Annotated in this window: 20 protein-coding genes and 1 tRNA gene; 9 read left to right on the plus strand and 12 right to left on the minus strand. The window is 68.1% G+C overall.

Translation table 11 applies throughout. The features are described from left to right. Nucleotides 1-24 precede the first annotated feature (24 nt). On the minus strand, nucleotides 25-627 hold the full coding sequence (locus tag MRBLMI1x_RS06955; protein ID WP_065571251.1) for a hypothetical protein: 603 nt from the start codon (nucleotides 625-627) through the stop codon (nucleotides 25-27). Between the two features lie 154 nt (nucleotides 628-781). On the opposite strand from MRBLMI1x_RS06955, the gene MRBLMI1x_RS06960 reads away from it, so the two are divergent. From MRBLMI1x_RS06960 to MRBLMI1x_RS06980, 5 genes are all read left to right on the plus strand, one after another. Further along, on the plus strand, nucleotides 782-1,852 hold the full coding sequence (locus MRBLMI1x_RS06960) for an acyl-CoA dehydrogenase family protein (RefSeq protein WP_363457534.1): 1,071 nt from the start codon (nucleotides 782-784) through the stop codon (nucleotides 1,850-1,852). Next, entirely contained in the window at nucleotides 1,846-3,198 is a 1,353-nt protein-coding gene (locus MRBLMI1x_RS06965) for a PIG-L family deacetylase (RefSeq protein ID WP_363457537.1), read from the plus strand. Before MRBLMI1x_RS06960 ends, MRBLMI1x_RS06965 begins: the two co-directional genes overlap by 7 nt. Further along, the gene (locus MRBLMI1x_RS06970; RefSeq protein ID WP_363457540.1) at nucleotides 3,195-3,905 is read left to right on the plus strand and encodes a glycosyltransferase; all 711 of its coding nucleotides are present in this window, start codon (nucleotides 3,195-3,197) and stop codon (nucleotides 3,903-3,905) included. Before MRBLMI1x_RS06965 ends, MRBLMI1x_RS06970 begins: the two co-directional genes overlap by 4 nt. Nucleotides 3,906-4,011: 106 nt before the next feature. Continuing rightward, nucleotides 4,012-4,962: a manganese catalase family protein gene (locus MRBLMI1x_RS06975; RefSeq protein WP_311869500.1), complete on the plus strand. Its 951-nt coding sequence runs from the start codon at nucleotides 4,012-4,014 to the stop codon at nucleotides 4,960-4,962. Nucleotides 4,963-5,070: 108 nt separating this feature from the next. Further along, on the plus strand, nucleotides 5,071-5,469 hold the full coding sequence (locus tag MRBLMI1x_RS06980) for a nuclear transport factor 2 family protein (RefSeq protein ID WP_363457544.1): 399 nt from the start codon (nucleotides 5,071-5,073) through the stop codon (nucleotides 5,467-5,469). A gap of 18 nt (nucleotides 5,470-5,487) precedes the next feature. Here the strand turns inward: MRBLMI1x_RS06980 and MRBLMI1x_RS06985 are convergent, their stop codons facing one another. The 4 genes from MRBLMI1x_RS06985 to MRBLMI1x_RS07000 form a co-directional block, all read right to left on the minus strand. Beyond that, entirely contained in the window at nucleotides 5,488-6,075 is a 588-nt protein-coding gene (locus MRBLMI1x_RS06985; RefSeq protein WP_363457547.1) for a 1-acyl-sn-glycerol-3-phosphate acyltransferase, read from the minus strand. Between the two features lie 741 nt (nucleotides 6,076-6,816). Then, nucleotides 6,817-6,889 (minus strand) — tRNA-Lys (locus MRBLMI1x_RS06990). Nucleotides 6,890-6,928: 39 nt separating this feature from the next. Beyond that, nucleotides 6,929-7,105 carry a hypothetical protein gene (locus MRBLMI1x_RS06995; RefSeq protein WP_311869505.1) on the minus strand — a complete coding sequence of 59 codons (177 nt, stop codon included), beginning with the start codon at nucleotides 7,103-7,105 and terminating at the stop codon, nucleotides 6,929-6,931. Nucleotides 7,106-7,223: 118 nt separating this feature from the next. Further along, complete coding sequence (locus MRBLMI1x_RS07000) at nucleotides 7,224-7,898, minus strand: fasciclin domain-containing protein (protein ID WP_363457550.1); 675 nt, start codon at nucleotides 7,896-7,898, stop codon at nucleotides 7,224-7,226. Nucleotides 7,899-8,112: 214 nt separating this feature from the next. On the opposite strand from MRBLMI1x_RS07000, the gene sigK reads away from it, so the two are divergent. The 4 genes from sigK to MRBLMI1x_RS07020 all read left to right on the plus strand — a co-directional run bounded on the left by sigK (nucleotide 8,113) and on the right by MRBLMI1x_RS07020 (nucleotide 11,314). Further along, complete coding sequence (sigK, locus tag MRBLMI1x_RS07005) at nucleotides 8,113-8,700, plus strand: ECF RNA polymerase sigma factor SigK (protein ID WP_336123327.1); 588 nt, start codon at nucleotides 8,113-8,115, stop codon at nucleotides 8,698-8,700. Further along, nucleotides 8,697-9,485: an anti-sigma factor gene (locus MRBLMI1x_RS07010; protein ID WP_336123328.1), complete on the plus strand. Its 789-nt coding sequence runs from the start codon at nucleotides 8,697-8,699 to the stop codon at nucleotides 9,483-9,485. Before sigK ends, MRBLMI1x_RS07010 begins: the two co-directional genes overlap by 4 nt. A 75-nt stretch (nucleotides 9,486-9,560) precedes the next feature. Then, on the plus strand, nucleotides 9,561-10,199 hold the full coding sequence (locus tag MRBLMI1x_RS07015) for a DNA-directed RNA polymerase subunit beta (RefSeq protein WP_363457554.1): 639 nt from the start codon (nucleotides 9,561-9,563) through the stop codon (nucleotides 10,197-10,199). A 230-nt stretch (nucleotides 10,200-10,429) separates the two neighbouring features. Then, entirely contained in the window at nucleotides 10,430-11,314 is an 885-nt protein-coding gene (locus tag MRBLMI1x_RS07020) for an aminodeoxychorismate lyase (protein WP_116228361.1), read from the plus strand. Nucleotides 11,315-11,436: 122 nt separating this feature from the next. Here the strand turns inward: MRBLMI1x_RS07020 and MRBLMI1x_RS07025 are convergent, their stop codons facing one another. From MRBLMI1x_RS07025 to MRBLMI1x_RS07055, 7 genes are all read right to left on the minus strand, one after another. Further along, entirely contained in the window at nucleotides 11,437-12,246 is an 810-nt protein-coding gene (locus MRBLMI1x_RS07025; protein WP_363457557.1) for a type IV toxin-antitoxin system AbiEi family antitoxin domain-containing protein, read from the minus strand. A gap of 289 nt (nucleotides 12,247-12,535) precedes the next feature. Continuing rightward, nucleotides 12,536-13,315 (minus strand): phosphate ABC transporter ATP-binding protein PstB, encoded by a 780-nt coding sequence (gene pstB / locus MRBLMI1x_RS07030; protein ID WP_018187130.1) that lies wholly within the window; start codon nucleotides 13,313-13,315, stop codon nucleotides 12,536-12,538. Between the two features lie 30 nt (nucleotides 13,316-13,345). Further along, on the minus strand, nucleotides 13,346-14,437 hold the full coding sequence (gene pstA / locus MRBLMI1x_RS07035) for a phosphate ABC transporter permease PstA (protein ID WP_363457562.1): 1,092 nt from the start codon (nucleotides 14,435-14,437) through the stop codon (nucleotides 13,346-13,348). Beyond that, nucleotides 14,437-15,399: a phosphate ABC transporter permease subunit PstC gene (pstC, locus tag MRBLMI1x_RS07040; RefSeq protein ID WP_018187132.1), complete on the minus strand. Its 963-nt coding sequence runs from the start codon at nucleotides 15,397-15,399 to the stop codon at nucleotides 14,437-14,439. Before pstC ends, pstA begins: the two co-directional genes overlap by 1 nt. Before the next feature lie 82 nt (nucleotides 15,400-15,481). Further along, nucleotides 15,482-16,597: a phosphate ABC transporter substrate-binding protein PstS gene (locus MRBLMI1x_RS07045; RefSeq protein ID WP_116228365.1), complete on the minus strand. Its 1,116-nt coding sequence runs from the start codon at nucleotides 16,595-16,597 to the stop codon at nucleotides 15,482-15,484. A gap of 136 nt (nucleotides 16,598-16,733) precedes the next feature. After that, complete coding sequence (locus MRBLMI1x_RS07050; protein WP_363457567.1) at nucleotides 16,734-17,672, minus strand: NUDIX hydrolase; 939 nt, start codon at nucleotides 17,670-17,672, stop codon at nucleotides 16,734-16,736. After that, a complete protein-coding gene (locus tag MRBLMI1x_RS07055; RefSeq protein WP_018187135.1) occupies nucleotides 17,669-19,837 on the minus strand; it encodes an RNA degradosome polyphosphate kinase in 2,169 nt (722 codons plus the stop codon). The genes MRBLMI1x_RS07050 and MRBLMI1x_RS07055 overlap by 4 nt, the downstream gene beginning before the upstream one ends. Between the last annotated feature and the right edge of the window lie 35 nt (nucleotides 19,838-19,872).

Raw genomic sequence — 19,872 nt, forward strand, 5'->3', positions numbered from 1 at the left:
TGGCGGACCGGCGTACGGGGTGACCTACTGGTCGAGGTTCTTGCGCATGTCCTGGAACGAGCCAGAGTCGAGCACTTCGCCCGTCGAGTCGTCAACGAAGTCGACGGTCACGTCGATGTCGTCGGCGGAGATTCCCTGGAACTGCTGTAAGAGCGCGCCCTGCATGTAGAAGCCGAGCACGAGGAATCCTTCCATCGCGCTGTACTTCGCGGGATCGACCGACACCGTGAAGGACGTCATCTCATCGTCGAAGTCGACGGCGGTGACCGAGTTTGCGTCATCGGCGACGAGATCATCGGCGGATTCCCGCGCTGAAGACCGCATGCCGGCGAGCATCTCGTCGCGTTGAGACTTCGTCATCGTGTAGACGACCGTGTCGCCCTCGACGACCGCGGAGAGGCCGTTCTCCTTCGCGCTCGCGATGATCTCATCGTCGGACAGCGCGCCTTCCGGGTCGAGCATCGACTTCGCCACGCGGACGTCGACCGTCGTCAGTTTTTCGTCGACCTCGACCGCGGCGGGCGTGGCGGGTGGACTGGCTGTCGCCTCACCGTCGACAGCCGCGCAACCCGCCAGTAGAAGTGCTCCAGCGGCAGTGAACGAGATGAGCGCGTGACGAATCTTCATTTTCCCCCCAGTGATCGCCGGATACCCGGCCTGGGTGAGCCTAACGGCTGCAGCGGACATGGCTGTCGCGGAATCGGACGGCGTCCCGTACCTGACACGTCGCCGGAACCGCAAGGCTCTGCCTCACAGCTCGCTCCGCGCGCACACTGCGGGGGTGACCCGCCTGCGAGAACACTCGTCCGACCTCCACCTCAGCGCTGGCCCGTTCGGTGATGCGGCCGCAGGGCCGCTCGCCGAGGCTGACCGGGTCGACGCGTTCGGGACAGACGTTGCCGCCACGCTCGCCTGGGCGGTGGGCGCAGGCGCCGCGCGCGGAAACCAGCGCTCGCTCGCCGACGACTGGTCGTTCCTCGCTGCGGTCGCGAGCCGGGATGTCGGTGCGGCACGCATCCTCGAACCCCACCTCGACGCGCTCGACATCCTCGACCAGGCCCGTCGCGACGGGCACGACCTCGACCTCGCCTCGATCCAGGCCGACTCCGGATCCTCGTGGGGGGTGTTCGCCGCCGAGGGTGCCGGGACTCGGCTGGAGGCGCGCGACGACGGTTCCGGGTGGCGGCTGACGGGGACCAAGCCGTGGTGCTCGCTGGCGCAGCACCTGACCCACGCGCTCGTCACCGCGTGGGTCGGCGGCGAGCGTCGCCTGTTCGCCGTGGCCCTGCAGACCCCCGAGGTGACAGCTCGCACGGGGCCCTGGCACGCGCGAGGGCTCCCGCAGGTCGTCAGCGCGCCGGTTGACTTCGCGGCGGCTCCCGCCGCGCCGGTCGGTGAACCGGGGTGGTACCAGCGTCGCCCCGGCTTCGCCGCCGGCGGCGTCGGAGTGGCGGCGTGCTGGTGGGGCGGCGTCCTGCCGATCCGCGACGCCCTCGTCGAGGCAGCGCAGCGCGAGGGCGCCGATCAGCTGTCGCGCGTCCACCTCGGGAGGGTGGATGCCGCGCTGTGGACCGCGAGGTTGGCACTGCGATCGGCCGCGCACCAGACGGAAGGGCTGCCGGCGGCATCCCACCCCGGCGCCATCGCCGCACGCGTCCGAGCTGTCGTCGCGGGTGCGGTCGAGACGGCGCTCGCCGAATCCGCCCGAGCCCTCGGGCCGTTGCCCCTCGTGGCTGACGATGCTCACGCCCGCCGGGTGGCCGACCTCGAGATCTATGTGCGTCAGCACCACGGCGAACGCGACCTCGCGCGCATCGGCGCCGACATCGCGGAAGGGCGCGGCGCATGGTGAGCTTCAGTCACCGCGATCCAGGAACAGGTGAAGCGGTCTGGCGTGAGGCGTTCGCCGATCGCGCGCTTCCGTCGTTGGATGAGACCTTCGAGCACCTCGTCGTCGTCGCGGCGCACCCCGACGACGAGACCCTCGGCGTCGCGGGGCTGATGGCGCGCACTGTCAGCCGTGACGCGAAGGTGACGGTTCTCATCGCGACGGACGGCGAGGGATCTCACCCCGACTCGCCGTCGCATACTCCCGCCGACCTGGCCGCGGTGCGACGGCGCGAGGTCGCCGCAGCGCTCGATCACCTGAGCCCGTCGATCGACGTTCGATTCCTCGGTCTGCCGGACGGCGGCACGGACGACCATCGCGACGCGATCGCGGAGGCACTCCGCGCGCTGCTGCAGGGACAGGGAGCGCATCTCGTCGTCGTGCCCTGGTCAGGCGACAGTCACCGCGATCACCGCGTCGCTGCGGAAGTGACCGCCGAGGTGTGTACGGAGCTCGGCGTCCCGTGGCGGGAGTATCCGATCTGGCTCTGGCACTGGGGATCGACGGACGACCTGCCGTGGGACGACCTCGAGGTGGTCACGCTCGATGAGTTGACGGCCGAGCTCAAGCGCACGGCGATGCGTCACCATCGCAGCCAGATCACCCCGCTGTCGTCGGCGCCGGGGGACGAGGTGATGCTCCACGAGAGGATGCAGGCGCATTTCGACCGCCCGTTCGAGGTCTTCGTCCGGCCGGCGGGGCCCAGCCTGGCGGGGGGATTCTTCGAGGATTTCTACCGTCGCAACGGCGACGACCCGTGGGGCTTCGAGTCGCGCTGGTACGAGCAGCGCAAGCGCGCCGTGACGCTGGCGAGCCTGCCCCGCGAACGATACGCCTCCGCCCTCGAGTTGGGTTGCTCGACAGGTGTCCTGACCGACCTCCTCGTCGACCGGTGCGACGCCGTGCTCGCGGTCGACATCGCGGATGCTCCGCTCGAGATCGCACGGCGTCGCCTCGGCAGTCGGGACGACGTTCGTCTCGAGCGCCTCGGGCTGCCGGGGGAGTGGCCCGCCGGAACGTTCGACCTCGTCGTCCTTTCGGAGGTCGGCTACTACTGGAACCCCGCCGACCTGACTGTCGCCATCGACCGCATACGAGGTGCCATGGATGCCGGTGGCCACCTCATCGCCTGCCACTGGCGGCATCCCGTCACGGAATATCCGCAGTCCGGTGACGACGTGCACGCGGCACTGCGTGCGGCCGAGGGGTTCGTCCGCCTGATGCTGCACGAAGAGGAGGACTTCGTCCTCGAGGTCTACGGACTCGGCGGCGCTCGGTCGGTCGCCGCAGAGACAGGGCTTGTCCCGTGACGCCCGGTAGCCCCGCGGTGGCGATCGTCGTCCCCGTGCACGACGAAGCCGAGCTCCTGGGCGACTGCCTCGCTGCGCTCACCGCGGCCGTCGAGCACACTCGGCGGACGCACCCGGGAGCGCGGATCGTGACGGTCGTCGTCCTCGATGCGTGCACGGATGCCTCGGCCCGGATCGCGCTGTGCTGGCCGGTACGCACGATCGAGATCGACGCGCGAAACGTGGGGACGGCTCGACGCCTCGGCGTGGCCGCCGCCCTCGCCGAACTGGGGTCATCCGACGACGTGTGGATCGGCACGACGGATGGAGACTCCGTCGTCCCCGTCACCTGGCTCAGCCATCAGCTCGACCTCCGCGCGGCGGGGGCCGACGTCGTCCTCGGCACCGTCCGTCCGGATTTCGCGGACCTCACTCTCGATCATGCGGAGCATTGGCTGCGGACGCATCCGCGGGGTCGTCCTGCGGGCAACGTGCACGGCGCGAACCTCGGACTGCGTGCCGATGTGTACGTCGCTGCGGGGGAGTTCCCCGATCTCGACGAGCACGAGGACGTCGCGCTCGTTCGCGCCGCACGCTCGCTCGGCGCGCGTGTAGTCGCGACGGACGAGAACGAGGTGGTCACGTCCGGCCGTTTCCAGGGGCGCACACCCGGAGGGTACGCCGCGTTCGTCCGCGCAACCCATGAACGCATCGCCGGGGTCGGCTGAATCGACTCACGGGCCGGAAGGTAGCGGGTGTCGTCGAGGTCGGCAAGGGGCGCGGCGGGGCGGGGAGACAGGCGGATCGTCGGGCTCCCCAACCCCCGGAGGAACCATGTACTTCCACGTTCAAGAGTTCATCAATGAGATCGCACAGGACGAGCCCGATCCCGCGGCCGCCAACGCACTGCAGGAGGGTCTCGGCGGACAGTTCGGCGAGATGCGCACGATGATGCAGTACCTGTTCCAAAGCATCAACTTCCGCGGCCCGTCCGGGAAGCCGTACAAGGACCTCATCCAGGGCATCGGCACCGAGGAGATCAGCCACGTCGAGCTCATCGGCACGACGATCTCCCGTTTGCTGGACGGCTCGCCCAGGTACAAGGGCAAGCCCACCGATCCCGTCGACGAGCCCGGCGCGGGCGGTGCGACGCCGCTCAGCATCGCCGTCGACCACAGCAACATCCATCATTACCTGGTCGGCGCGCAGGGTGCGCTGCCGGTGGATGCCGCGGGCAACCCGTGGATGGGCAGCTACGTCTACAACTCCGGCAACCTCGTGCTCGACCTGCTGTACAACCTGATGCTGGAGTCGACGGGACGCCTGCAGAAGTGCCGCCTCTACGAGATGACGGACAACAAGATGGCGCGGAGCACGATCTCGTACCTCATCGTGCGGGACCAGGCGCACGAGAACGCCTACGCCAAAGCCCTCGAGACCCTCGGGGTGAATTGGCGCACCTCGTTGCCGATTCCGAAGACGAATGCCGAGCAGTTCCCGGAGGTCAAGCGTCTCGTCGACCTCGGGCTGCAGAGCAAGCAGTACTCGTTCGATCTGGGTAACCAGTCCGAAGCCGGTCGCATCTTCCAGGGGGCGTCGCCGTCGAATGACGGGACGCAGCTGGATGCCAGTGAGCAGGCACCGGTAGGTTCACCCATGACCATCTCGCCGGAGCGTCCGGAAGAGTTCTCGCCGGGAGCCGACAAGGAGCTCCGGGCCCTCATCGAAGCGACGGCTGCGATGGAGATGGCCGACATCGAGGCTACGTTCGGCCGGATGGCGTAGTCCGACGACGTGCGACCGCGACCCCGACCCCGTCTGCGGGGTCGGGGTTCAGCCGTTCGCGGTGCGGCGCACCTTGCGCTCGCCGCACGCGTCAGCGACCCTGGGGCCATGTGGGATCGCGACGCAGCAGCGGCAGCTGCCGACGACTGGATCGGCCGATACGTCCGCGCGTGGGGGACCAACGACCCGGACGACATCCGGGCCCTGTTCACGCCGGACGCGGAGTACCGCGACGGCCCTTCGACCGCGCCATGGATCGGCCACGACGCCATCCTCGCGGGTTGGCTCGGTCAGAAGGATGAGCCCGGCACGTGGTCATTCGAGCATGAGCTCACCGCGGTCGACGGCGACATCGCGATCATCCGGGGCCGGACCAGCTACCCGGGCGCAACGACGAAGAGTCGGCTGTACGACAACCTCATGGTCATCCGTCTGGCGGACGACGGCCGCGCGAGGTCGTTCACCGATTGGTATGTGACGTCGGACGCTGCGGAGACAGCGGAGTAGCGCCGAACCCCGCTGCGGCTAAGCCGGTGTTGCCGGCCGAGGGTCGCCCTCCTCTCGCAAGCGAGGCTCGACGCGTCGAGAGGGGCGCAGTCCCGACTTGTCGGAGTAGAACGCGCGGATGGCGTCCATGTCCGCGCCGACGTCGCCGGTGAGCGTGAGCGTCGGCCCCAGCCCGGTCGTCATGGTGGTGCGATCCACGTATCCCAGCGTGACGGCAAGGCCGGCGTCTCGGGCGATGCGGTAGAAGCCTGACTTCCAATGCTCGACGCCACCGCGCGTGCCTTCGGGTGTCACCACGAGGCCGAAGACCTCGCCGTCACGGATGCGGCGGACGAGAGCGTCGACCACCCCGGCGGGGTTGGCTCTGTCGACAGGGAGCCCGCCAATGGCCCGCATCAGCGGGCCTCGCCAGCCGCGAAAGAGACTCTCTTTGCCCAGCCAACGGAAGCGCATCTTCAGGCGCCACGCGATCGCCAGCATGAGCACGAAGTCCCAGTTGGAGGTGTGCGGCGCCCCGAGGACGACGGTGGGTCGGGTCGGCGCGGGCTCGGTTGCGAGCGTCCATCTGCTGAACGTCCAATAGACCCGGGCGACGAGGCGGAGCATTCCGCAACCGTAACGCTCCTGCAGTGCTCTCCGGACGCAGGGGGGCGCCGGGTCGACTCCCAGGTTCCCGCGGTATCGTTGGGATCGATAGGCGGACTTCTCATTCGTCTCGCCCCGGCTGTGTGGTAACAGTCGGGGCTTTCTTCTTGCTCGGACAGACCGCAGCTGCGAGCGCAGGCAGTCGCCCGTCACTCAGTCGAGCGCTCGTCTGACTCCTTCAGCCGCTCGAGGTTCGTGCACGGGATAAACATGATCGACGCCGATGAGAGCAGCGCCGTTGATTGGTGAGGAAGCGGCGAACCGCTGGCCGTCGCTCCCTCTCTATCAGTCGAGTCGCTCACAACCTCCGCAACGGGGCAGGCCGCCCTTGCCGACGGCGCGGTTCGTCGAGGAGATCTGCTGGCCGTTGGGGCAGTCGCTGTAGTCGTGCCAAACGCGCGGATCACGCTGGTCAGTCGAGTGGTAAGGCGAGGTGTGTATTGCCATCGGTAGGCTCCTTGTGCGTCATGCGGCGCCGTTGCGCGCCGACGCGGACACGCTATCGACGGTCGCCGACATCGCTAGCGCGGACGGACCGCTTCTGAGGCGGTGCTATCGCGTCGGCGGGGAATCGGTCGCTATGACGGAGAAACGCTCCGCTGAGCCCGCAGGAACGTTGTCAACTGCTGTCGAGGTGCCATTTTGGCGAGTCGCGAATCGCTGACCCCAGTCCGGAGTCGGGATCGCGGGGTTGCAATGAGGTGGGCCCCGTGGGGCTCGAACCCACGACCCGCGGATTAAAAGTCCGATGCTCTACCGACTGAGCTAGAGGCCCTCAGCGACCCAGCCTAATGGGCGAGGGCGGCGGCATCCGTCACTTCGTGTCCTTCTGCGAGCCGAAGATGATGCCGAACATGATGCCGAACGAGAGACCGAACGCGGCGCCGAGTCCGATGTTGTCGAGGAAGAGCATCCCGACGACCGTGCCTCCGAGCATCCCGAACGCGATCCACAGACCGAACGACATTCCCCGCATGTTGTTCTTCGCCATGTCTCGACGCCACGCAGTGCCCCGGCTACCGGCATCCCCCGTGAGGCGGAAACAAAAGGAGGCGGCGCCGCCGAGGCCCGCAGAGCTTCGACGACGCCGCCGGTCAGGAGACCGTGAATTACATCGGGGGCATCAGCACCGAGTCGATGAGGTACACGGTTGCGTTCGCGGTCTCGACGCCACCGCAGATGACCTTGGCGTCGTTGACCATGAGCTCGTCGCCCGAGCCGGTGACCTTCAGGTCCTGGCCCTCGACGGTCTTGTGGGTGCCGTCGATGTCAGCCGGAGCGATCTCACCGGGGACCACGTGGTAGGTGAGGATCTTGGTCAGCGTGGCCGAGTCGGTCTTCAGACCATCGATCGTGTCGGCCGGGATCTTTGCGAACGCGTCGTCAACGGGAGCGAAGACGGTGAACTTGTCGCCGTTCAGCGTGTCGACGAGGTTGACGTCGGGGTTCAGCTGGCCGCTGACAGCAGCGGTGAGCGTCTTGAGGAGCGGGTTGTTGGATGCCGCGGTCGCAACCGGGTCCTTCGACATGCCCTCGACCGAGCCTGCGCCGTCCGGAACAGCCTTGGCGTAGTCCGCGCAGCCGGGGCCGACGAGGGTCGACGCGGTGTCCATGCCGCCGTCGGTGGCCTCGGGCGATGCCGACTCCATCGGAGCCTGCGACTGCATGCCGTCGTCGGTGTTCCCGGCCTCGGGCGTCGCGCTCGACGAGCAACCGGCCAGGGCGAAGGCGCCGGCCAGCGTCAGAGAGAGTGCTGCGGTCATCTTCTTCTTCGTGCTGAGCATGATTTCCTCCATGTGTTGGGACCGCCCTCTGCGGCGGCGATAACAGGTCTTCGGAACCACTAGACAAACGGATTGCACATCTGCCGAGATTTTTTCCCGAGCGGCCGTTCCGGGGGTCCAGGGGTCACGGATCCATCTCGATCTGCACGTCTCACCAGGACTTCCCACTCGCGCCTGCGCGTCTGCGTGCGCGCGCAATGGCATGCTTGTCGGAATGGTTATCGACGGTGTTGAAGTCCCCGACGACGGGCAGACGGCAGATCATGCCGGTGAGCTCCTCGTCCGCATCGCCGGTGGCGACCAGGCGGCCTTCGCAGAGCTCTACGACATGCTGTCCTCCCGCGTCTTCGGTCTGATCCGACGGGTCCTCGTCGACCCCTCCCAGAGCGAGGAGGTCCTGCAGGAGGTGTTCCTTGAGATCTGGCAATCCGCTTCGGCCTTCGCTCCGAACAAGGGTCAAGGAAGAAGCTGGATCCTGACGATGGCACATCGTCGGGCCGTGGATCGGGTTCGCGCATCGCAGTCCAGTTCGGATCGCGATGCGCGTATCGGAGCCCGTGACGCGTACACACAAGAAGAGAGCATCGCCGAGCAAGTCGAGCTGAGGATCGAAGGACGTCGCGTCGTGCGCGCACTCCGGACTCTGCCCGATGCCCAGCGTGAAGCACTGACCCTCGCGTACTTCGGGGGGTACAGCCAAAGCGAGATCGCAGCGCTCCTCGGAGCACCGCTCGGAACGATCAAGACGCGGATGCGCGATGGATTGAACCGCCTACGACAGGAGATGGGGGTGACACTGTGAACGAGAAGGAGTTCGCCGAACTCTCGGCAGGGCACGCGCTCGATGCGCTGTCTGCTGAGGACGAGCAGGCGTACGAGCAGGCTCTGGCCGCTCACCCCGAGTGGGAGGCCCTCGCCGACTCCGATGCGCAGGTCGCCGGTTTCCTGGCCGAAGGCATGGGTGAAGAAGCCCCGCCGCTCGAGCTGCGGGCACGTCTCCTCGACCAGATCAGCGCGATGCCGCAGCGGATGCCGGTGGCCCCTGCAGAGGCATCCGTACCCGAGCGCGAGCCGGAGCGCGAGACCGTTCCAGCCGGACCCCCCACCGAGGCCGTCCAAACCGTGGAACGACGCAACTGGACCCGTGGGTTGTTCGCCCTCGTCGCCTCTGCCGCTCTCCTCGTCGGGATCGGCTGGGGAGTGGGCTCGCTCGTCGAGCAGGCCCGTACTCCGCTCGAGGTCCAGGCTCTCGAACAGATCGAGTCCGCTCCCGACGGTCAGACCGTCACCGGACAGTTCGCCGATGGCGGCGAGGCTGAGCTCCACTGGTCGGCTGAGCTCGGCAAGGTCGTGCTGACCACCGACGACGCCCCCAAGATCGCCGACGACCGCACGTTCGAGCTGTGGTTCGTCCGTGGTGAGGAACCGATCGCCGCCGGCACCTTCGACCCGTCCGAAGATGTCACCGCACTTCTCGACGGCGACTTCAAGCCGGGCGACGTGATCGCCGTCACCGTCGAGCAGGCAGGCGGATCGCCCGACGGCAAGCCGACGACGAAGCCGATCATCGCCATCCCCACCGCCTGATCGCCCCCGCGCATCACGAACCCCGCCTCGGCTCCGCCCGGGCGGGGTTCGTCGTTGCGGGGGTAGCCTGGAACGATGTCCGACGCGTCCCGCGACTTCCACAAGCCGGTCCGCCGCTCACCCGATTCGTTCGACCGGAACTTCGCTGCCGACGATCCCGCTGAAGCCAGCCGCGTGGCTCACGCCACGGCATCCGCTCTGCTGTCCCGTGTGCGGGAGCAGCCGCACGATGAGGTCATCGACCGGCTCGTCACCTTCACCGATGCGCACGGCATCGCGACGATCGCGGAGCTCTGGGCGCATTCGCCCGCACGGTCTCTGCCTGGCGCGCTGTGGCGGCTGTACCTGCTGCAGCTGATGATCCACGACGACCCGACGACGGCGGCGCTGCTCTATGAGCGCGGGCGCACGCAGCTGTCGTCGGCGGATGTCGTCATCGCGGGGGCGCCCGCTCCGGCGAGCCCCGACGAGCTCGTCTCGCTCATCGACCTGATCCTGCGGGGAGTGTTCGCGGGTGACTTCGCGCTCGCGCTCGAGCGGGCGGCATCCTTCTCACGCGTCGTGTCGGCGGGGGCGACCGATCTCGCCGACGACTACGACGAGAGCGAGCCGGTGCGGGCGTCGGCGTTCACGACGCGGGCCCTGCGCCTCGACACGTATGCGAGTGATCTGGCGGCGGCCGCGGCGCTCTGGCGCCGGGACGGCCTCACGTAGGCATGAAAGTGCCGGGCCGCAGAACGCCTCTCGGCGCGTGGCCGCTCGCAGCGGCTGAAGATGGAGCCCGGGGTTACTGCGGCCCGGCTAGAAAAGTGTAACGGAGGGGCTCCCGAGGTATTCCGGTCGGCCGAGAATTTTCGTGCGGCCGCGCGTGTCGGGGTACGGCTCAAGGCGCGCGGATGCCATTGCATCCGCGGACACGGATGCCGCCGCGTAGGCTTCGTGGCATGGCTTGGCGCTTCGCTCTCATGATCGACCCCGCGGCATCCGACGATGCGCGCAATGATTTTGCAGACACGTTCAGCGAGATCGATCCCTCAGCTCCGGCGCTCACCGTGGGGGAGTTGAGCACGCAGCGCGGCGACGGGATCTTCGAGTCGATCGGCGTCGTCGACGGTCATGCGCAGGAGGTCGAGCCGCACCTCGCGCGGCTGGCTCATTCCGCGGAGATCTGCGAGCTGCCCGCGCCGAACCTCGGGCAGTGGCGCGAGGCGATCATCCGCGCGCAGGCGGCGTCTGGGGAGGGCGAGGCGGTCATCAAGCTGATCCTGAGCCGTGGTGTGGAGCACGGCCCCACCCCGACTGCGTGGGTGACGGTCGCGCCGGCGGCGGACTTCACGAAGCCGCGCACCGAGGGGATCGCCGTGGCGGTCCTCGATCGCGGATACAGCATCGACCTGCCCGGGCGGGCGCCCTGGCTCCTGCTCGGCGCGAAGACGCTGTCGTACGCCGTGAACATGGCGGCGATCCGCGAGGCGAAGCGCCGCGGTGCCGATGACGCGGTGTTCGTGAGTTCCGATGGCTTCGTGCTCGAGGCGCCGACCGCCTCCCTCATCATCCGGCGAGGCGACACGTTCGTCACGCCGGCGCCGAACGGCGGCATCCTTCACGGGACCACCCAGCTGAGCCTGTTCGACCACCTCGCCGAGCGCGGCTTCGAGACCGCGTACGAAACCCTGCCCGTGTCGGCGCTCCACGACGCGGATGCCGCCTGGCTCGTCTCGAGCGTCCGCCTCGCCGCGCCCATCACGGCCGTCGACGAGCGGTCCTTGCCCGTGGACGCCGAACTCACGGCATCCTTCAACCAGTACCTGCTCAGCCCGCGCGACTGACCCGTCGGCCCCGTCAGCGGGTTCGCGGATGCAATAGTCCCGCCCCGACACGCCGCGCGGCGGGCCTCGGATGCCGCGTGTCGCCGCCGATCGATTGCATCCGCACCCGGCGGCCCGGTCGCTCACAACCCCGCGAGCGCCCCGAGGATCGCGCGCTCGACAATGTCCCAGTCGTGCACGATCAGCGCGTAGTCGAACCGCAGGGTCACGTACCCCCACATCGCCGCGTTGGCGTCGCGCACGAGGTCCTTGTGGCGCAGCGGCGGCCCGTCGTGGTTGTCGCGACCGTCGACTTCGATGATCAGTCGGTCGCCGATCAGCGCGTCGACCACGCCGACGCCGGCGATGCGTACCTGGGTCTGCACGCGCAGCCCGAGCTCCCGCAGCCGCCAGCGCAGCATCGATTCGAGTCCGCTGTCGGCGTCGTCCCGGCTGAGCGCCAGCGCATCCCGCCCGTCCTGATTCACGTTCCGGCTCAGCCAGCGCATGTCGTCGCCGTCGAGCAGATCCTGCCGTCGCGCGGATTCCAGCGCGACGAAGAACGCCTCACCGCCGTGGCACGTCAGGATCTGTCGCAGGATCCTCGCCAACGACGGTTCCCGCCGGTCCTCCCCAGGGTCGGCGGCATCCCAATGCTCGGTGCAGTCGCAGGAGTCGTCGTACGTGCGCTGCCCGGGCCGCATCCAGACATGCGGCATCCGATCGTCGTCCAGCACCCAGAGCCCGCGGTGCCGCGCCGCCGTCACGCACGCCAGCGCCCCGCCGTGCTTCCCAGCCAGGCGGGCTTCCGCGCACGTCTCGGGCCAGGCGTACACGCCGATCCGCACCCGCACGAGCTCGCCGGAACGCAGCGCTCGCTGCACTCGCCGTTGCGACCACCCGGCATCCAGCAGCTGCCGCAGACGGACGATCGGATGCCGGAGCTCGCACATACCCGCGAGCCTCGCCCGCGCCCGACCCACCCATGCCTCACCCAGCGCTGGTCGGGGAGAACCGGAATCCCACCCCCGCGGGGGAGAAGTCCGCGGATGCAATAGTCCCGCCGCGACACCCCGCCGTTCAGGCTCGGGATGCCGCGTGTCGCCCGCCACATATTGCATCCGCGAACGCCACGCCGCCCACGCCACGCCACGCCCGAACGCTACGCCGCCCGCACCCCCACAAACCACAACGAGGGACACCGCGCCTCCGCGCAGCATCCCTCGTCCCCGAACTACGGGATCACCCGAAGCGACCCGAGACGTAGTCCTCGGTGGCCTGCACGGACGGCTTGGTGAAGATGGTGCCGGTCTCGTCGTATTCGATGAGCTTGCCGGGCTTGCCGGTGCCGGCGATGTTGAAGAACGCGGTCTTGTCCGAGACGCGCGACGCCTGCTGCATATTGTGCGTGACGATGACGATCGTGTACTCGCTCTTGAGCTCCTGGATGAGCTCCTCGATCGCGAAGGTCGAGATGGGGTCGAGGGCCGAGCAGGGCTCGTCCATCAGCAGGACGTCGGGCGACACGGCGATCGCACGCGCGATGCACAGGCGCTGCTGCTGACCGCCCGACAGGCCCGAGCCGGGCTTCTCGAGCCGGTCCTTGACCTCGTTCCAGAGGTTCGCGCCACGCAGCGACTTCTCGACGAGGGCGTCGGCGTCGGACTTCGAGATGCGCGAGTTGTTGAGCTTCACACCGGCGAGCACGTTGTCGCGGATCGACATCGTGGGGAACGGGTTCGGACGCTGGAAGACCATGCCGATCTGACGGCGCACGAGCACGGGGTCGACGCCGGGACCGTACAGGTCCTCGCCGTCGAGCAGCACCTCGCCCTCGACGCGGGCGCCGGGGATGACCTCGTGCATGCGGTTGAGCGTCCGCAGGAACGTGGACTTGCCGCATCCGGACGGCCCGATGAAGGCGGTGACGCTGCGGGGCTCGATGTCGAGGGACACGCCCTCCACGGCGAGGAACTCGCTGTAGTAGACGTTGAGGTCGTTGACTTCGATGCTCTTGGACACTTCGGGGTGCTTTCTGTCGGATGCCGCGGGTCAGCGGCCGAACTTGGGGGCGAACTTCTTCGCGACGAAGCGTGCGATGAGGTTGAGCGCCATGACGATGATGATGAGCGTGAGCGCTCCGGCCCAGGCCCGCTCGAGCGCGGCGGGAATGTTCGTGCCGGGGTTCTGGAACTGGTCGTAGACGAACACCGGGAGCGTCATCATGGGGCCGTCGAACGCGTCCATGTTCAGCGACTGGGTGAACCCGGCCGTCAGCAGCAGGGGCGCGGTCTCACCGATCACGCGCGAGATCGACAGCATGATGCCCGTCGTGATGCCGGCGATCGAGGTGGGGAGGACGACCTTCACGATCGTCAGCCACTTCGGCACACCGAGGGCGTAGCTCGCCTCGCGCAGCTCGTTCGGGACGAGGCGCAGCATCTCCTCGCTGGAGCGCACGACGACGGGGATCATCAACACCGACAGGGCGAGCGAGCCCATGAAGCCCGTGTTGAGGCCCGGCCCGAACAGCAGCGCGCAGACGGCGACGATGAACAGACCCGCGACGATCGACGGGATGCCGGTCATCACATCCACGAAGAAGGTGATGAGCTTCGCGACCCGGCCGCGCCCGTACTCGACGAGGTAGATCGAGGTCATGAGACCGATCGGCACCGAGATGACGGTGGCCCAGCCGGTCACGATGAGCGTGCCCCAGATCGCGTGCACGGCGCCGCCGCCTTCACCGACGATGTTGCGCATCGAGTAGGAGAAGAAGGTCGGGTCGAACCGGGCGATGCCGTTGACCACGACGGTGAACAGCAGTGAGATGAGTGGGAGCAGCGCGATCGTGAAGGCGACCGACACCAGCACGGTCGCGAGCCGGTCGGCTGCGCGGCGCCGCGTCTCGACGACGCTCGACAGGATGACGAGGACGATCGCGAACAGCACGACACCCACGAAGGTGGCACCCGCGATGTTGAACTCGGCCACGTCGCCGCTGCTGTTCATGATGGCGAACAGGATGCCGGAGAGCACGAGCGCGCCGGCGAGCAGCACCCACGGCATCCACTTCGGCAGCTGTCCCGCGGTGAGCGAGTTGCCCACGGGCGTGCGGGTCTCGGAGCGGGTGAGGGTGGTCATCAGTTCGCTCCAGAGAACTCGGCACGGCGGTTGACGACCCACCGGGCGATCGCGTTGACCGCGAAGGTCACGATGAAGAGGATGAGGCCCGTCGCGATGAGGACGTTGACGCCGTCGCCGTACGCCTCACCGAAGTTCAGGGCGATGTTCGCTGGGATGGGCGTCGGGTTGCTCGAGTTGAGCACCTGGAAGGTGACCGCGCCCGTGGCCGAGAGGACCATCGTGACGGCCATCGTCTCGCCGAGGGCACGGCCGAGGCCGAGCATCGCGCCCGAGACCATGCCGCCGCGGGCGAAGGGGAACACGGCCATCCGGATCATCTCCCAGCGCGTCGCGCCGAGGGCGAGTGCCGCCTCTTCGTGGAGGACGGGAGTCTGCAGGAAGACCTCGCGCGTGATGGCGGTCATGATCGGGAGGATCATCACCGCGAGGACGAGGGATGCCGTCAGGATCGTGCGGCCGCCGGGGGAGACCGCGCCGGCGAAGAACGGGATCCAGCCGAAGTTCTCGTTCAGCCAGACGTAGAACGGCTGCAGGAGCTGCGAGAACACCAGCGCACCCCAGAGTCCGTACACGACGGAGGGGATGGCGGCGAGCAGGTCGATGACATAGCCGAGCACCGAGGCGAGCCGCCGCGGTGCGTAGTGCGAGATGAAGAGGGCGATGCCGATCGCCAGCGGCGTCGCGACGACGAGCGCGATGACCGAGGCCCAGAGGGTGCCGAAGACGAACGGCCAGACGTACTGCCAGAACGGTTCGCCGTTCAGGAACTGCGTCTCATCGGGTTTCGCGGTGAAGGCCGGGATGCTCTCCACGATGAGGAAGAGCGTGACGGCCGCGAGGACGATGAGGATGATGATGCCCGCGCCCAGCGCGGTGCTCGAGAAGACGAGATCGCCGCGTCGGCGCACCGGTCGCCGGGCGGTGTCCTGGTCGGCGACCAGATCGGTGGTGGGGGGCATCGCAGTCCTCGGGTCGGAAGCGGGGCGGACGTGAGTGCTGCTGGTGGCTCCCGACGAGCGGGAGCCACCAGCAGCGAGGGTCTTACTTCTTGGCGCTGATCATGTCGATCGCGGTCTGGGCCTTCTCGGCGACCTCGGTCGACAGCGGAGCGGAACCGGCGGCCTCGTTGGCGACCTTCTGGCCCTCTTCGCTGACGATGTAGGAGAAGTACGCCTTGACGATGTCGGCGGTGGCCGCGTCCTCGTACTGCGCGCATCCGATGAGGTAGCTCACGAGAGCGATCGGGTACGAGCCGGCGGGTGCCTTGGCCGGGTCGACGTCGAAAACGAGGTCTCCGTCGGCGCGGCCCTCCTCGAGGGGCGACGAGGCGACGAGCTCAGCGGCGGCTTCGGAAGAGAACGGCACGTACTCGTCGCCGACCTTGACCGCGGCCGAGCCCAGGTCGCCGACGCGCGAGGCGTCGATGTACCCGATGGTGCCCTTGCCGCCGTTGACGGTGGCCTCGACACCCGAGGTCTGCTGGGCGGCCTCCGAACGCGTGGTCTTGACGGGCCATGCGTCGTCGTCCTCGTAGGGCCACGCGTCGGGAGCGACGGATGCGAGGTAAGCGGTGAACGTGCCGGTGGTGCCCGACTCGTCGCCGCGGAAGACGGGCGTGATGGCCAGGTCGGGAAGCTCGACACCCTCGTTGAGGTCGGCGATCGCCGGATCGTTCCACTTCTCGATCTTCTCGTTGAAGATGTCGGCGATGACCTCGGGGGTCAGGTTCAGCTCCTTGACGCCGTCGAGGTTGAAGACGACGGCGACGGGCGAGATGTAGGCGGGCACCTCGATGATGTCCGACGTTGCGCAGGCCCCGAACTTGCCGGCGGCGATCTCGTCGGTCTTGTACGCGCGGTCCGAGCCGATGAAGTTGCTGGAACCGGCGATGAAGTTGTCGCGGCCTGTGCCCGAACCGGTCGGCTGGTAGTTGATCGTGACGTCCGAGTTCGCCGTCTGGAAGGCGGCGGTCCATGCCTGCTGCGCGGCGCCCTGCGAAGACGCGCCGGTGGCCTTGACGGTGCCCGACAGAGCGGTTCCGCCGTCGGAGGGCTGGCTGCCGCCAGCGGGGGTGCCCTCGTTCGCCGCGCAAGCGGAGAGCGACAGAACGGCGACTGCTGCGACAGCGCCCACGCGGGCGATGCGGTTGAGCTTCACGTGTGATTTCCTTCGGGTGATCGGGACACCCCGGGTGCGGGGCTGGCTCGACGCTAAGAGCCGCCGGTGACCAGGTTCCGCTCCAGAGGTGAACGACAGGTGAACGAACCCGGTCCGAACGGATTCGTCTGCCCGATCACACCTGGGGAGCGTGTGTCTCGATCGCCACGATCCCCGATCCGGGATTGGTGGCAGAGAGGTGGACCACGGAGAACGCACCCGGCTCGAGGGCGGAGGACTCGCCCAGATACGAGCCCTTCACCGTGCCCGTCGCGAGGGCGATCTCGTGCATCAGCTCGGGCAGGACGGGCCGGTGCGAGCACAGCACGGCGGACTTGCGCGCGCGCACCCGCTTGCCGACCAGCGTCCGCGGATCCGCATCGCCGGCATCCCAGGCGTCCTGCGAGATCGTCGAGGTGCGGTGGATGTCGCGGCGCAATGCTTCCGCCAGCGGTCCGACGGTGTCGACGCAGCGCACCGCGTCGCTCGAGTACACGCGCCGCACGCCGAACGCGCGGAGCGGCCCGACGATCGACTGCGCCTGCTTCCTGCCGCGAGCGGCGAGGGGACGCTCGGCATCCGCCCCCGACCATTCCTCCCGCGGCGTCGCCTTCGCGTGACGGAGGACGACGAGGGGGAAGGTCTCGAGCACGCCGTCGTCGACGAGGCGCAGGAAGTTCTCCAGGATCTCCACGTCGACCGGGTAGCTCATCTTCGCGAGGGCTTTTCGCGCCGGCATCCATTCGACTGCGGCGATCTCGCGATTCGGGACGAACGCCGATTCGCGGATGGCCTTCCCGGTGGCCTGCGCGCTCCAGTAGTGCACGATCTTCGTCCGCTTGCTGGGCATGCGGTACGTCGAGACGCCGACGGGGACCCCGAGGTTGACGCGGATGCCGGTCTCCTCGTGGATCTCGCGCACGGCAGTCTCGGCGAGCGTCTCGCCGGGATCGACCTTGCCCTTCGGCAACGTCACATCGCGGTACTTCGTGCGGTGGATGGCGAGGACGAGGAGCTTGCCGTCGAGCATCCGCCACACCACGCCGCCTGCGGCGTAGACCGCGGTTTCCGTCATCGCACCGCCCGCTGGCGTCGCCGACGGAGCACCGCCGCCATGGTCTTCTCCTGCAGGTCCACCAGCGGCGTGCCGTCGGCGGCCAGGTGATGACGCGTCCACTCGCCCTCGGAGCCGAGGTGCCACGAGCTGGTCGAGTCGTCCATCGCGAGGTCGAACAGCTCGATGAGCTCGTTCACGTGGGCGGGCGCGGTCACTCGTACGAGCGCCTCGACGCGGCGGTCGAGGTTGCGGTGCATCATGTCGGCGCTGCCGATGAAGACCTGCGGCTCGCCGCCGTGGCCGAACGCGAAGATCCGGGAGTGCTCGAGGTAGCGACCGAGGATCGAGCGGACCGTGATGTTGTCGCTCACCCCGGGCAGATCGGTGCGCAGCGAGCAGATGCCGCGCACCCACACGTCGACCTTCACCCCCGCCTGGCTGGCGCGGTACAGGGCGTCGATGATCTGCTCGTCGACCATCGAGTTGACCTTGATGCGCACGTACGCGGGCTTGCCGTCGAGCGCATTGCGACGCTCGGCGTCGATGAGACGCAGCAGCCCCTTGCGCAGGTGGAGGGGAGCGACGAGGAGCCGCTTGAACTTCTTCTCGATCGCGTACCCGCTGAGCTCGTTGAACAGACGGGTGAGGTCGCGACCGACCTGCTCGTTCGCGGTGAACAGGCCGTAGTCCTCGTAGATGCGACTCGTCTTCGGGTTGTAGTTGCCCGTGCCGATGTGGCTGTAGCTGCGGAGCGCGCCGTCTTCTTCTCGGATGACGTGCAGCAGCTTGCAGTGGGTCTTCAGGCCCACGAGGCCGTAGACCACGTGAACGCCGGCCTTCTCGAGCGTGCGCGCCCAGCCGATGTTCGCCGCCTCGTCGAAGCGCGCCTTCACCTCGACCAGGGCCAGCACCTGCTTGCCGTTCTCGGCCGCGTTGATGAGCGCCTCGACGATGGGGCTGTCGCCCGAGGTCCGGTAGAGGGTCTGCTTGATCGCCAGCACGTGCGGATCGCGCGCGGCCTGCTGCAGGAACGAGACGACGCTCGTCGTGAACGACTCGTACGGGTGGTGGACGAGGATGTCCTCCTTGCGGATGGCCGCGAACAGATCCGCCCGGCCGTTCTGCTCCGCGGGCTGGAACGGTGTCGCCGTCTTCGGCACGTGCGCCGGGTAGCGCAGGTCGGGCCGTTCGATCTGCGACAGCGAGAACAGGCCGCGGAGGTCGAGCGGGGCGGGCAGACGGTAGACGTCGTTGTCGGTGATGTCGAGCTCGTCGAGCAGCAGCGACAGCGTCACATCGTCCATGTCCTCGGTGATCTCGAGGCGGATCGGCGGGCCGAACCGGCGACGCAGCAACTCGGCCTCGAGCGCCTGGATGAGGTTCTCGGTCTCATCCTCCTCGATGACGACGTCCTCGTTGCGGGTGAGGCGGAACGTGTGGTGCTCGAGGATCTCCATGCCGGGGAAGAGGTCGCCGAGATTCTCGGAGATCAGCTCTTCGAGGGGGAGGTACCGGACGGTGTTGCCGTCCTTCCGGACCTCGACGAGTCGCGGCATCATCGGGGGCACCTTGAGACGCGCGAACTCCTGGCGGCCGGTACGTGCGTTGCGGATGCGGATCGCGAGGTTGAGCGAGAGTCCCGAGATGTACGGGAACGGGTGCGCCGGATCGACCGCAAGCGGCATGAGGACCGGGAACACCTGCGAGGAGAAGTAGTCGTAGAGGATCTCGCGCTCCTCGTCCGAGAGGTCGGCCCACGAGACGACCTCGATGCCGGACTCGGCGAGCGCGGGACGCACCTGCTCCGACCAGACCGCGGCGTGTCGCTCCTGGAGGGCGTGTGCGGCGGTCGCGAGGTCGGTGAGCACGTCGAGCGGTGCGCGCCCCACGTTGGTGGGGATCGCGAGTCCGGTGAGGATGCGGCGCTTCAGTCCGGCGACCCGCACCATGAAGAACTCGTCGAGGTTGCTGGCGAAGATCGCCAGGAAGTTCGCGCGCTCGAGGGTCGGCAGGTTCGGATCCTCCGCCAACTCCAGAACCCGCTGGTTGAAGGCGAGCCAGCTGAGCTCGCGGTCGAGATAGCGGTTGTCGGGGAGCTGCGAGTCGTACGCTTCGACGACGTCATCGAAGTCGTCGTCGTCCGCGTCGCCCAGTCCGGAGTCGTGAACCTGGGTGTCGATCATCCCCACATCATTGCAGGGGGACGTGTCCCGTGCGT

Source organism: Microbacterium sp. LMI1x-1-1.1 (assembly GCF_040676205.1).
GTDB lineage: Bacteria > Actinomycetota > Actinomycetes > Actinomycetales > Microbacteriaceae > Microbacterium > Microbacterium aquilitoris.

Bases quoted from the DNA above. Each gene is read 5' to 3' on its own strand.
- MRBLMI1x_RS06955 (WP_065571251.1), bottom strand. From the start codon at position 627: ATGAAGATTCGTCACGCGCTCATCTCGTTCACTGCCGCTGGAGCACTT.
- MRBLMI1x_RS06965 (WP_363457537.1), top strand. From the start codon at position 1,846: ATGGTGAGCTTCAGTCACCGCGATCCAGGAACAGGTGAAGCGGTCTGG.
- MRBLMI1x_RS06975 (WP_311869500.1), top strand. From the start codon at position 4,012: ATGTACTTCCACGTTCAAGAGTTCATCAATGAGATCGCACAGGACGAG.
- MRBLMI1x_RS06980 (WP_363457544.1), top strand. From the start codon at position 5,071: ATGTGGGATCGCGACGCAGCAGCGGCAGCTGCCGACGACTGGATCGGC.
- MRBLMI1x_RS06985 (WP_363457547.1), bottom strand. From the start codon at position 6,075: ATGCTCCGCCTCGTCGCCCGGGTCTATTGGACGTTCAGCAGATGGACG.
- MRBLMI1x_RS06995 (WP_311869505.1), bottom strand. From the start codon at position 7,105: ATGGCGAAGAACAACATGCGGGGAATGTCGTTCGGTCTGTGGATCGCG.
- MRBLMI1x_RS07000 (WP_363457550.1), bottom strand. From the start codon at position 7,898: ATGCTCAGCACGAAGAAGAAGATGACCGCAGCACTCTCTCTGACGCTG.
- sigK (WP_336123327.1), top strand. From the start codon at position 8,113: ATGGTTATCGACGGTGTTGAAGTCCCCGACGACGGGCAGACGGCAGAT.
- MRBLMI1x_RS07015 (WP_363457554.1), top strand. From the start codon at position 9,561: ATGTCCGACGCGTCCCGCGACTTCCACAAGCCGGTCCGCCGCTCACCC.
- MRBLMI1x_RS07020 (WP_116228361.1), top strand. From the start codon at position 10,430: ATGGCTTGGCGCTTCGCTCTCATGATCGACCCCGCGGCATCCGACGAT.
- MRBLMI1x_RS07025 (WP_363457557.1), bottom strand. From the start codon at position 12,246: ATGTGCGAGCTCCGGCATCCGATCGTCCGTCTGCGGCAGCTGCTGGAT.
- pstA (WP_363457562.1), bottom strand. From the start codon at position 14,437: ATGACCACCCTCACCCGCTCCGAGACCCGCACGCCCGTGGGCAACTCG.
- pstC (WP_018187132.1), bottom strand. From the start codon at position 15,399: ATGCCCCCCACCACCGATCTGGTCGCCGACCAGGACACCGCCCGGCGA.
- MRBLMI1x_RS07050 (WP_363457567.1), bottom strand. From the start codon at position 17,672: ATGACGGAAACCGCGGTCTACGCCGCAGGCGGCGTGGTGTGGCGGATG.
- MRBLMI1x_RS07055 (WP_018187135.1), bottom strand. From the start codon at position 19,837: ATGATCGACACCCAGGTTCACGACTCCGGACTGGGCGACGCGGACGAC.